Source organism: Pseudoxanthomonas sp. LjRoot206 (assembly GCF_056175725.1).
Map to the genome: position 1 here is coordinate 241,066 of NZ_JBGFFI010000002.1, position 13,768 is coordinate 254,833.

A 13,768-nucleotide genomic window follows, 5' to 3' on the forward strand; every position below is an offset into this window, starting at 1 on the left:
CCGCGCTGACAAAAAGAACGCCGGGGCGGCCCACCACGACCGCCCCGGCGTGTGCTGCCGTCGAGGAATTACGGCATCAGCACCTTGTCGACCACATGGATCACACCATTGCTCGCCTTCAGGTCGGCGGTGGTGACCTTGGCGACGTTGCCCTTGGCGTCGGTCAGCGTCACGCCGCCATCGACCACCTGCGCCTTCAGTTCGCCGCCCTGCACGGTCTTCAGCGTCGCGGTGCCGCCGCTGGCCTGGATCTGCTGGGTGAGCGTGGCGGCATCCACCGCGCCCGGGACCACGTGGTACGTCAGCACGGACGTCAGGTCGGCCTTGCTCTCGGGCTTCAGCAACGTGTCGACGGCGCCGGCGGGCAGGGCGTCGAACGCCGCGTTGGTCGGCGCGAACACGGTGAACGGGCCGGCACCCTTCAGTGTGTCCACCAGGCCTGCGGCCTGCACGGCGCTGACCAGCGTGGTGTGGTCGGGCGAACCGATCGCGGTGTCCACCACGTCTTTCTGTTCGACGGCCGGCGCGGCGCTCTCGGCCGGCACCGGGTCGCTGGCTTCGGCGACGGGCGCCGGTGCGGCGCCGGCATCGGCTTCGGCGGTCTTGGGCGAGCAGGCGGCCGCAGCGACGACGGCGAGCAGGGCGACGGAAAGGACGTTGCGATTCATGGGTGATCTCCTGGGTGGGTATGGATGTCGTTGTTGCGCTTGCGGGAACATCTACGCCGCCACCTCACACGCGGATGCATCACGTGGCCTTAATATTCAGCAAACTTTGACATCGGCAACCGCCGACCCCGCACCGCACGCGACCATATCCATGACCTTGCCCGACGACGAATTCGATCCCGACGACAACTTCCGCCATGCCTTCGACGACGAAGACGACATGGACCTGGACGACACCGAAGCGTTGGTCTGGAACCTGCTGGTGCTGATCAACCCCGGCGACGAGGAAACCGCACTGCGCCAGTTCGCCGCCTACCGTGATGCCGGTGGTGGCGACGGTACCGAGCCGGACCAGGTGCTGTGGACGCTGAAGGACGCCATCGACTGGACGTCCGGCTTCTACGTGGACTGGAAGGACACCGAATCGTTCATCGACTGCACCAACCAGCTGGCCGCGCGCTACGCCATCGAGATCGACTGGGGCGGCGACGCGAGCGACGAGGATTTCCTCGACGGTACCGACGTGCCCGCGCTGATGGCCGTTGCCTACGATCGCCTGCGCGAACATGGCTATACGCTGTGGAACTGGAACACCGGCGGCGATGCGTACGCCGGCTGGATGGCACTGCGCCGCGACGACGAGGGCATGCAGCAACTGGCTGCGGTGATGGGCGTGGAGATCCGGCCGGGCAGCGACGCGTTCTGATCGCTTCCCGGCGACGACGCGCGCTAGACTCGCCGGGTCGCCGGTGTCGAGATCGACCGTCATGCGTGTGCTGCTGGCCTGTCTTGCCTGCCTGATACTGTTCGCATCGTGCGCGGTGCATGCGCAGGACGTCACGACGCTGCTGTCGCCGTCCAAACCGAAGGTGCCGGAGGCCATCACGCTGGCCGACATACCGGGTCGCGCCGATGCCGACGAGCGCTATGCGGAGGAGGTGTCGCTGCGTGCAGCGCGCGCCGATCCGCTCGGCCGACTGGTGCCGCGGCTGGCTACCATCGAGGCATCGGTGGCGGAGAAGAACGGCCTGTTCGCCTACGGGGAGCTGCGCACCCTGCCCGTGCTGCGGCTGGAGAGCATGGAGCGGCACTGGAAATTCGACGCGCGCCAGTACGCGCGCTGGCGCGGCGACATGCAGGCGTCGGTGGCGCCGTATGCGCAGGATGCGGCCGAGCTGGCGCTGCGGCGCGCCGACTGGGAGCTCACCCGGCGGGGCATGGCAGGGGACGGCACGCCGGATGCGCTGCGCTTGCGCGTGGAGAGCGTATCCGCGCGGCTGCAGTCGGCCGAGCAGGCGCTGTCCACGCCGCTGGCCGGGCAGATCCGCCTGGGGCAGCGCGCCAACCTGCTGGCCGCGCGCATCCAGGCTGGCCAGCAGGCGGTGGATGACGCCATCGCCTATTCCGACCGGCGCCTGTTCCGCTTGGATGCGCCGCCCTTGTGGCGCGTGCACGACCGCACGGTCCTGCGCCAGGACGTGGCGGAAAGCCTGAAGCGCGAGGTCCAGCAGGAGAACAGCTTCGTCGCCCAGTACGCGGCGGCGGATGTCGGGAACCAGCGGCTACTGCACGTGCTGCAGCTGTCGTTGCTGCCGGTATTGCTGTGGATTGCGTGGCGACACCGGCGCCGCCGTCTCGATCCGGCCGCGGTAGTGGCGACGGACGCCGAGTCGCGCGTGGTCGGACGTCCGTTCTCCACCTGGCTGCTGTTGTCCATGATCGGCGTGCTGGTGTTCGAGCCGAACGCGCCGCTGTTCCTGCACCAGTTGGCGATGCTGGTCGCCCTGGTGCCCGTGTTGCGGCTGATGCCGCAGCAGGGCCGTCGCCTGCTGGGGCCGTGGCCCTATCTGGCGACCGCGTTCTACCTGCTGCAGCATCTGGCCGTGCTGCTGATGGCCAGCGACTATCTCTACCGGCTTTATTACCTGGCGCTATCCCTGCTGGCACTGGCCGCGACCGGCTGGCTGCTGTGGCGCTCGCGTGGCGAGCGCTACGCCGGCGTGGCCGGCCGAGCCGGGCAACTCGTGCACGGCCTGGCCTGGGGTGGCGTCGCCGTGCTGACGGCGGCGAGCGTCGCGAATGTGCTGGGCAATGTATCGCTGGCGGAAATGCTGACGGCCGGCATCATCGAGAGTGGCTACTTCGCGCTGGTGCTGTATGCGGCGGCGACGGTGCTGGAAGCGCTGTTGCGCCGGCTCGGCGCGCGCCCCGAGGTGCGTCGGCTGTGGCTGATGCGTCGGCACGGCGGCAACCTGCTGGACACCCTCGCACGCTGGGCGCGCGTGGCGGCGGTGATCGGCTGGATCGCCTACACGATGACGCGCTTCCGCATCTTCCGGCCGGTCTACGACACGGCCAGGGCGATCGTCACGCACCGGTTCGAGTACGGCGAGCTGTCGATCAGCCTGGGGCACGTGCTGGTGTTCTGCATCGGCGTGGTGCTCGCCGTCTGGGTCGCGCGGACATTGCGCGCGCTGTTGCGCGAGGAAGTGCTGCCGCGCATGTCGCTGCCGCGCGGCGTGGACAACAGCATCGCCTCGCTGAGTTACTACGTGCTGTTGCTGCTGGGCCTGCTGGCGGCGCTGTCGGCGGCGGGCTTCAAGATCGGGCAGCTGGCCTTCATGTTCGGCGCGCTCGGCGTCGGCATCGGCCTGGGCCTGCAGGACGTGGTGAAGAACTTCGTCTCCGGCCTGATCCTGATGTTCGAGCGGCCGGTCAAACCCGGCGATGCCGTCGACATCAGCGGCACTGCCGGCCGCGTGCGCGCCATCGGCATGCGCGCCACCACGGTGCGCACCTTCGAGGGCGCCGACGTGGTGGTGCCGAATGGCATGCTGCTGTCGGACAAGGTGACCAACTGGACGCTGGTCGACCAGAGTCGCCGCGTGGACGTCGACCTGGGCGTGGCCTACGGCAGTGATGTGACGCGGGTGATGCAGCTGCTGCAGGAAACCGCCCGTGCCACGCCCGGCATCGCCGACGATCCTGCGCCCGCCGTGCTGTTCACGGGCTTCGGCGCCAGTTCGCTGGATTTCGCCATCCGTGCGTGGACGCGCCGCTACGACGACTGGTCGACGATCCGCAGCGACCTGATGGGCCGGCTGTACACCGCGCTGGACGCGGCAGGCATCGAGATTCCGTATCCACAGCAGGACATACACGTGCGTACGATCTCCGAGCACGTGCTGGCCTCGCTGGCTCCCGCGCGCGATCCGGACGATACGCCACGCTGACGACGCAGGCCTTGGCACGGTGCTTTTCTCCCGTCCTTCCGGCGCGCCCTGAGCTGTTCCGCGGGTGCCGGCCCCCTCCGGCACCGTAGGGCACGGGCCTTGCATGGGGTTACCCCGCCGCCGAACTGGGGCATAATTCGAATTACAGAATCACATTTGTGACGCCCGTCGTGTCGGGCGGCGTCCGGATGTGACGCGAACAGCGCGCATGGATCGTGACTGCCAGCCCGTCGGGGGACGGCAGTCGGGGGATCCGGCGCGTTGCGGGGACGCCTTCGGGCGACAGCGTTGTTACAGGGGATTGCCAGTGATTCAGGAAGCCGGGTCGGCGTATGCCGATGACCATCGGACGGTTGTGTGCGGCTTCGTGCCCGTGACCTCGTATTCTTCTCGCTCCGCGCGCACGTTCGCGCGCGGCCTTGCCCGGGCACTGTTCATCGCCGGCGGCCTGCTGGCGTTGCCGGCCATGGCGGCGGACCTGCAGCTGACGGATCTGTCCGACAGCGGGTACGACCCCGTGCCTGCGGGCAGCGACATCGTCTATGCGATCACGCTGGAGAACGGCGCCGGCGACACCTCGGCCGCGACCAGCAGCATCTTCGACCTTCCCGCGGGCACGACCGCGAGCAGCCTGCCGGCGTTCTGCGCTGCCGCCGTCGGCACGCCGACGCGCATCGTCTGCAACCACGGTCCGCTGCAGGGCACGCTGGCCGGCGGCTCGCCGATCAGCTTCCAGATCGGTGTCGACACCGGCGGGCAGGCGCCGGGCACCGTCACCATGCGCGGGGCGGTGGGCTTCAGCGCGAACACGCCGCCGGCGACCACGCCGATCTCCAGCCTCACCGTCGCCGATCTGTTCTTCGCCGGCGACACCAACACCGCCAACAATCTCCGCAGCCAGGCCACCACGCTGACCGTGGCGGGCGACCTGCGCCTGCAGAAGAGCGCCACGCCCGACCCGGTCGTTGGCGGCGGCGTCGTGACCTATACCCTGACGGTCACCAACGATGGTCCCAGTCCGTCGACCAACTTCCGCGTGGTCGACACGCTGCCCGCCGCGACGACCTTCGTCGCCGGCAGCTTCAATGGCGCGGGATGGACGTTCGCGCAGGGCTCCATGACCGCCACCCACGCCGGTACGCTGGCGGTGGGCGCCAGCTCGACGTTCAGCTTCCGCGCGCGCGTGACCGCCGGCAGCGGCAACATCACCAACGCGGCGGTGGTCGAGGCCATCGGCACGCCGGACCCCGAGCCGGACAACAACGATGCGGAAGTCACCACGGCCATCACGCCGGGTGCTGACCTGGCAGTCACCAAGTCGGCGGCGCCCGCGCCGGCCATCGCGGGCCAGTCCATCACCTTCACGCTGACCGCGCGCAACCTGGGCCCCAGCGTCGCGCAGAGCGCGAGCGTCACCGATGCGCTGCCGGCCGGCTTCGTCATCACCGGCGGCACCGCACCCGCGGCGTGGACCTGCAGCAGCGACGCGGCCAACAGCGTGCGTACCTGCAATCGTACGGGCGGCGACATGCCGGTCGGCGAAGTGGCGACGATCACCATCGTGGCGACCGTGCCGTCGACGGGGCCCAACAGCAGCGGCGACGTCACCAACACCGCCACCATCACCTCGGCCACGCCGGACCCGAACAGCCCCGGCAACGGCACGAACAACAACAGCGGAACGACCACGTTCACGGTGCTCGCCGACGGTGCCGACCTGTCGCTGACGAAGGCCAAGACGCCTGAGCTGATCACGGTGTGGGACGGCATCGGCAGCGATGCCGACAGCCGCATGACCTCGACCGTCGTCGTGCGCAACCTCGGTCCGCGCGCGGCCACCGGCCAGGTGCAGGTGGTGGATGAGCTGGCAGCGGGCGAGGAATTCCTTTCCTTCGCCGGGCCCTGGACCTGCAGCGTCGACAATCCCTATGCGGTGCCGCCGGCACGCCAGCGTGTCACCTGCGACCTCAACGCGGGCTCGTTGCCGCTGGCGGTGAACGCCAACGCGCCGCAGCTGCAGATCGTCAGCCGTGCACGTGCGGCGGGTTCGCTGAACAACACCGCGTGTACGGGTGGTTCGAACGGCTCGCTGGAGCCGCTGACCGGCAACGGCGTCAACACCGATCCCGAAACCGGCAACGACTGCAACGGCGCCGGCACCCGCACCACCAACGAGCGCGCCGACCTGCGCATCGCCAAGCAGACCAACGGCCCGGGCACGGCGGACAACGTGCTGAGCGCCAGCCAGACCACGGTGACCTACACGCTGACGGTCACCAACGACGGCCCCGACAGCACCACCGGCATCGTCGTCAACGATGCGATCCCGGGCTTCGTCACCGGCCGCACCACCGTCACCGCCAGCACCGTTCCGCCCGGCTGGACCTGCGCGACCGGCGCCTCGGTGATCTGCCGTTCCGGCACCACGCCGTTGGCCAACGGCGCCAGTGCGACCATCGTGCTGACCGTGCAGCGCGCGCTGTTCGACAGCGCGGGCAGCGGCGCCAGCACCTGTGGCGGCGTGCCGATCAACAATGCCTTCTGCAACACCGCCGGCGTCGGCATCGACGCGAACGTGGCGGGTTCGGTGGGCGAAATCAACACCGCCAACAACAGCGCGTCGGACTGGCTGCAGGTCGACCGCGTCGCCAACGTACGCACGACGGCGAAGAACATCACCTCGGGTGCCACCGGCCAGGCCGGCGTGAACACCACCTATGTGATGTCGTACGAAAACCAGGGCCCGTCGACCGTGCCGGGCGTGGTGTTCCGCGACGTGTTCACGCTGCCGGCGAACGATGCCGGCTTCGTGCTGGTGTCGGCCACGCGTACCGGTGGCGGCTCCGCCACGTGTACTGCGGCGGCAGGCGCGGGCGTCACGACGACACCGGCCAGCGGCGGTACGTCGTATGCCAATCCCACCGGCGGCACGGCGACGGTCACGCTGACCTGCCAACCGCTGTCGATGAACAACGGACAGACCGAAAGCATGACGGTCGTGATCCGGCCGAGCGTCAACGTCGGCAATACGGGCCGCACGTTCACCAACGTGGCGGACTTCTATTTCGACCGCGACAACAACGGCACGCCGGATCCTTCCAGCGGCACCGATGCCAACGGCAGCTTCGACTACAACCTCAACACCGCCGACGACCAGCGTTCGGCCACGCTGCCGTTCAACAGCGGTGCGGTCGACCTGATCACCAACAAGGTGGACGTGGGCTTCGCCGGTGGCGTGGATCCGCTGGGCTACAACGCCAACGACGTCAGCCAGAACCTGATCACCTACCGCCTGACGGTCCGCAACAACGGTCCGTCGCTGGCGACCAACGTACGCGTGACCGACACCATCACGCCGCAGGCAGGCCGCACCGTGCGTTATGTCGGCGCCTCGTCGACGACGGGCGGTCCCTACGTGGTGGGCGCATGCAGCGTGACCGCCGGCGCCAACCCCACCATCGGCGCGCCGATGACGCTGGATTGCCAGATGCCGGGCGAGGGCTTCTCGCCCAACCAGCCCGGCGTGGTCGCCAGCGGACAGACCAGCACGCTGTACGTGCGCTTCCAGTACGAAACCGCGCCCGGTGCCGCTGGCGACACACTGCTGAACACCGTGGCCGCGACGTCGGAAGAAACCGACACCAACCCGGCCAACAACAGCGCCGACCAGGACACGACGATCCGCGCACGTGCCGACGTGGGCGTGAGCAAGACGACCGTCGTGGCGTCGCCCGACAGCGATCCTGTCGTCGCGCTGCCGCCGACCGTGACCAGCGTGGCACTGCGCCAGCCGTTCTTCTACGTGGTGGAAGGCGTCAACAACGGCCCGGGCGCCAGCCTGTCGCTGGACCGTACCGGCAGCAGTCCGCTCAACGGCACCGGCACCGTGGTCACCGACACGCTGCCGGCGGGCCTGGTGGTCACCGGCGCGATCACCTGGCGCAAGGCGGGACCGAATCCGGGCGGCGGCGAAGTGCCCAACGGCACCGGTACCTGTACGCAGGCGGGCAGCACGGTCACCTGCAACCTGGGCGACGTCACCTCCACCGGCCGCGTACGCATCATCGTGCCCTCGCGCTGGGACAGCTACCCGAGCGGCGGTTCGGTCAACAACAGCGCGACCATCGCCACCCAGCAGGTCGATCCGATCCCGGGCAACAACACGGTCACCATCCCGCTGGCGGTCACGCGCTCGTCGCTGGCCGGCGTGGTGTTCGAGGACCGCGACCGCGCGGGCGCCAACGGCGGCACGCACCAGGGCTTGGGCACCGAACCGGGCATCAACGCCGTCACCATCACGCTGACCGGCACCGATGCCTACGGCAACGCCGTCAGCCGCACCACCACGACGAATGCCAGCGGCGCCTACAGCTTCGCCAATCTGTCGCCGGCCAATGCGGCCGGCTATACGCTGACGCAGACCCAGCCAGCGGCATACGTCAACAGCCCGTCGATGCTGCCGACCACCGGTGGCAGCGAGCCGTCGCTGGGCGGTACGTACAGCGCGGGTTCGCCGAACTCGGTGATCGCCGCGATCCCGGTCGGCGCCAACGACACCGGCGTGCGCTACCACTTCCCCGAAGTGCGTCGTCCGTCGCTGTCGGGCCTGGTCTACATCGACCGCAACTTCAGCAACGTCCGCGAGGGCAGCGACGGCGTCATCGCCGGCGCGACGGTCGAACTGCTGAACGCCGCCACCGGCACGGTCATCACCACGGCGACGACGAACGCCAGCGGTGCCTACAGCTTCACCAACCTCGATCCGCTGATCGTCTACACGCTGCGCGAAGCGCTGCCGGCCGGCAACTACCAGAACCGTCCGACCGCGGTGAATCCGGGCCTGATCGGCGGTGCGGCCTGCGTCACCGGCTGCACGCCGGGCACGGCGGTGAATGGCGATGCCGCCACCACCGACCGCATCAGCAATATCGACCTGGGCGCGGGCACCGACGGCACCGCGTTCAACTTCGGCGAAGACGCCGTGGCCGCCATCGGCGGCAGCGTCTATGTCGACCGCAACGGCAACGGCGACTTCGATGCCGCCGATGCGGGCACGGTCAACTCGCGCCCGAATGGCGGCCTGCAGGGCGTGACGGTCACGCTGACCGGCGCCGGTGCGGACGGCATCTTCGGCAACGGCGACGATCCGGCACCGCTGACGCTGCAGACCGACGCCAACGGCGCTTACCAGTTCACCGGCCTGGTGGTCGGCCAGAACTACCGCGTTACCGAAACGCAGCCGGCCGGCTACGGCAACGGCACCGAACACCCGACCAACGTCATCGACGTCAACGCGCTGCCGCTGGCCGGCGTGACCGGTCGCGACTTCGGCGAAACGCTGGGCTCGCTGGCGGGCGTCGTGTTCGAGGACTTCTCGGGCACGCCGGCCAACAACAACAACGGCAGCTTCGACGGCGGCGAGAATCCGATCGCCAACGCCACGCTGACGCTGGCCGGCACCGACCTGTCCGGCACTCCGGTCAACGTCACCGTACAGACCAATGCGACGGGTGCGTACGTGTTCCGCGACCTGCTGCCGCCGCAGGCCGGCACCACGTACACGATCACCGAGACGCAGCCGACCGGCTACATCGACGGCCGGCACACGCCGGGCAATGCGGCGACGCCGGGTACGGCGACCACGCCAAACGTCATCGACGGCATCGCGATCAGCGAAGGCCAGGCGGCGACCGGTTACCTGTTCGGCGAACTCGCCAACGCCATCATCAGCGGCACGGTCTACCTGGATCGCGACGACGACGGCGGCCAGGACGCGGGTGAGCCGGGCATTCCCGGCGTCACCGTGGTGATCGAGGGCGCGGGTCCGGATGGCGTGTTCGGCACGCCGGACGACCTGCCGCCGGTCACCCTGACCACCGACGCCAACGGCGGCTACCGCTATGGCGGTGCGATCACCGGCCAGAACTACCGCATCGTCGAGACGCAGCCCACCGGGCTGGCGAACGGCCAGGAAAACCCGACCAACACCATCACCGTCACCAACCTGCCGGCGAGCGGCTCCAGCGGCAACGACTTCGGCGAACGCGCCGCGTCGCTGAGCGGCAGCGTGTGGCTGGACGCCGACAACGACGGCGTGCGTGATGCGGGCGAGAACGGCATCGCCGGCGTCAGCGTCTCGCTGCCCGCGGGCACCGTGGATGCGCTGGGCAATGCCGTGGCCGCGGTCGTCACCGACCCCAACGGCAACTACCGCTTCGACGACCTGCTGGCCGGTACGTATACCGTCAGCGAGCAGCTCGCGCAGCCGGTGGTCGGTGGCGTCACCACGATCAACGGCACCACCGTGGCCGGCACGATCGGCGGCAGCGCCAGCGGTACCGCCACGCCAGCCGCGACCGTGCCCAGCGCGGTCGCCGGCATCGTGCTGCCCGCGGGCGGCGCGTCGATCGACAACCACTTCGGCGAGACGCTCGGCGTGGCGCTGTCGGGTCGCGTGTTCTTCGACGCCGACAACGACGGCGTGCAGTCCGGCGCGGCCGAGACCGGCATCGACGGCGTGACCATCACGCTGACCGGTACCGACGACACCGGCGCAGCCGTGTCGCTGAGCACCACCACCGACGCCAACGGCGACTACGCGTTCGAAGGCCTGCGTCCGGGCACCTACACGGTGACCGAACCGACCCAGCCGACCGGCACCAGCAACGGCCAGACCGTGGCCGGCACCGTCGGCGGCACGCCGTCGGGCACCGCCACGCCGATCACCACCGTGCCCAGCGCGATCAGCGCGATCGACCTGACCACGCCGGGCGCGAGCTCGGTCGGCAACAACTTCGGCGAGATCCCGCTCAACAGCTCCATCGGTGGGCGCGTGTGGCGCGACAGCGACAACGATGGCGTCATCGATCCGTCGGAAGACGGCATCGGCAACGTCGTCGTGCGCCTCACCGGCACCGACCTGGCAGGCAACACCATCACCCGCGAAGTGACCACGCAGCCGGACGGCACGTACGCCTTCACCGAGTTGCCGCCGGGCACGTACACCATCACCGAACCCGAGCAGCCGGCGGGCACGCTCAATGGCATCACCAACGCCGGCACCGGTGGCGGTACCGCCACGCCGCCGACCTCCGCCCCCTCCGTCATCAGCGGCATCACGCTGGGCGTGGGCCAGGACGTCACCGGCAACGACTTCGGTGAAGTGCCGGCGGGTGCGATCAGCGGCCGCGTCTACAACGACGGCAACAACAACGGCGTCATCGACACGGGCGAGGGTGGCTACGCGAACGTGCAGGTGGTGCTGACCGGCACCGACGACCTGGGCCAGGCGGTCAACGTCACCGTGACCACCGATGCCGACGGCCGCTACCGCTTCGACGACCTGCGTCCGGGCACCTACACGGTGACCGAACCGACGCAGCCGCCGGAAACGCTCAACGGCATCACCAGCGCCGGCACCATCGACGGCATGGCCGTCGGTACTGCGACGCCGGTGACGACCACGCCGTCTGCGATCAGCGGCATCGTGCTGCCGCCGGGTGGCGAGTCGATCGACAACAACTTCGGCGAGATCGGTGATTCGCCCGACCTGGTGGTCAGCAAGACCGCCACGCCGGCGATCTTCACCGTCAACAACACCGCGACCTACACGCTGCGCGTGCGCAACATCGGGCAGCAGCCCAGCGCCGGCGAGTACGTGGTGGAAGACCGCCTGCCGGCCGGCCTGACGCTGGCGGCCACGCCGGTGGGCACGGGCTGGACCTGCACCGGCGCGCCGGGCGACAACCGCTTCCGCTGCGCGAGCAGCACGGTGATCGCCGCCGGCGCCACCTCGACCGACACCATCGTCGCCTCGGTGCGCGTCGCCGCGACGGCCGCCACCGGTTCGCCGGTGAACAACGCGGTGATCGTCGAGGGCGGTGGCGAGAACGAGTTCCGCACGCCGACGCCGGACGAACGCGCCGACTTCGAAGGCAACCCGGGCGACCTGCCGGTGTGCGACCCGGCGATCACGCAGAACGCGTGCCGCCTGCCGACGCCGGTGCAGTTGTCGGCGTCCGTCTCGGGCACGGTGTGGTTCGATCAGGGCGGCGACTTCGGCCGCATCGACAGCGGCGACCGCCGCCTGTCCGGCTGGGTGGTGGAAGTGGTCAACGGCAGCGGCCAGATCGTCGGCACGACGACCACCGCGGTCGACGGCACGTACTCCATCGCCGACCAGGTGCCGGGGATTCCGCTGAACATCCGCTTCCGCGATCCGGCGACGGACGTGGTGTGGGGCCTGCCCGTGAGCGGTGACACCGTCGCCGGTCCGCCGGTGCCCTGCGATGCCACCAATGCCGCCGCCAATGGCACGGCCAGCTCCTGCCGCAGCAATGACGGTGGCAGTACGCACCTGGCCGTGGTGCTGGCGCCGGGTGCGAACCTGCCGCAGCAGAGCCTGCCGCTGAATCCGGGCGGCGTGGTCTATGACGCGACCACGCGCACGCCGGTCCCCGGTTCGCGCGTCACGCTCACGCCGATCGGCACCTGTGCGGGTTATGCGCCCGAGCAGCACGTGCTCAACGCCACGCTCGGCGGTTACACCGTGCAGGGCACGTCGGTGTCGATGACGGTGGGCGCGGACGGCTTCTACCAGTTCCTGCTGGGTCCGAATGCGCCGGCCTCGTGCCGCTTCCAACTGGCGGTGACGCCACCGGCCGGCTACACGTTCCAGTCCGGCATGATCCCGGCGGAAACCGCGCCTCTGTCGCCGCCGTCCACGCCGGGCGAAGGCTATCCGGTGCAGACGAACGCCACGGCACCGACCGGTCCGGTGGGCACGTCGACGACGTACTACCTGGAGCTGACGCTGGGCTCGGGCGTGGCCGTGCCGGTGCACAACCACATCCCGCTGGATCCGCAGATCGCGCCGGGCCTGGTCATCACCAAGACCGGCGACCGCAAGACGGTGGAGGTGGGCGACAGCCTGGTCTATACCATCACCATCCGCCAGACCGCGGGTGCGTCGATGGGCACGGTCAACGTGATCGACCGCCTGCCGCACGGCTTCACCTTCATCGACGGCACCGCGCGCGTCGACAGCGCCGGCATCGCCAATCCGCTGGGCAAGCCCGGCCCGACGCTGGTGTTCGACGTCGGCCCGCTCGCGGTCGGCCAGCAGAAGGTGCTGACGTACCGCGTCCGCGTGGGCGTCGGCAGCCAGCAGGGCGACGGCATCAACCGAGCGCGTGCCTGGGGCTGTTCGATCGATGGCGGCTGCGTGGATCCGACCACGCTGACGCCGTATCCGAACGGCGGCGTGGTGCCGTCCAACCCTGCGGAGTACCGCGTGATCGTCAGCGGCGGCGTGTTCGCCGACGAAGGCTGCGTGTTGGGCAAGATCTTCGTGGACTGCAACGTCAACCACGTGCAGGACAAGGAAGAGCTGGGCATCCCCGGCGTGCGCATGTACTTCGAGGACGGCACCTGGATGGTCAGCGACTCGGAGGGCAAGTACAGCTACTGCGGCCTGCCGCCGAAGAGCCACACGCTGAAGGTCGATCCGTCGACCCTGCCCGCGGGTTCGCGCCTGACCACCAGCAGCAACCGCAACCTGGGCGATGCGGACAGCCTGTTCATCGACCTCAAGAACGGCGAGCTGCACCGCGCAGACTTCATCGAGGGCAGCTGCTCCAACCCGGTGATCGAACAGGTGAAGGCACGCCGCACGCAGGGCGAGATCCGCGCGCCGGAAATCGAGCGCAACCAGCAACCGCTGCGCTTCGAGAGCAAGCCGGCGCGCGCGCCGCAGCAGGGTACCGATTCGGCCAACCAGCGGCCGATCGTCGAACCGAGGCCGACGGCGCCGGATGAAGTCCGCAACGGGGAGGTGCAGCCATGAGTCGCTTCGCCCCGCGTCCGTCG

At 69.4% G+C, this 13,768-nt stretch carries 4 protein-coding genes; 3 read left to right on the plus strand and 1 reads right to left on the minus strand.

Annotated features, from left to right (window positions below; all coding sequences use genetic code 11):
* Positions 1-68: 68 nt before the first annotated feature.
* Positions 69-668, minus strand: coding sequence for a fasciclin domain-containing protein (locus AC04MD_RS05815; protein WP_475496364.1), 600 nt, complete (start codon positions 666-668; stop codon positions 69-71).
* 157 nt (positions 669-825) lie between these two features.
* On the opposite strand from AC04MD_RS05815, the gene AC04MD_RS05820 reads away from it, so the two are divergent.
* The 3 genes from AC04MD_RS05820 to AC04MD_RS05830 all read left to right on the plus strand — a co-directional run bounded on the left by AC04MD_RS05820 (position 826) and on the right by AC04MD_RS05830 (position 13,745).
* Positions 826-1,374, plus strand: a complete 549-nt coding sequence (locus AC04MD_RS05820) for a DUF6630 family protein (protein WP_475496959.1) — start codon at positions 826-828, stop codon at positions 1,372-1,374.
* 61 nt (positions 1,375-1,435) lie between these two features.
* A complete protein-coding gene (locus tag AC04MD_RS05825) occupies positions 1,436-3,901 on the plus strand; it encodes a mechanosensitive ion channel family protein (RefSeq protein WP_475496365.1) in 2,466 nt (821 codons plus the stop codon).
* A 373-nt stretch (positions 3,902-4,274) separates the two neighbouring features.
* Positions 4,275-13,745, plus strand: coding sequence for an SdrD B-like domain-containing protein (locus AC04MD_RS05830; RefSeq protein WP_475496366.1), 9,471 nt, complete (start codon positions 4,275-4,277; stop codon positions 13,743-13,745).
* Positions 13,746-13,768 lie beyond the last annotated feature (23 nt).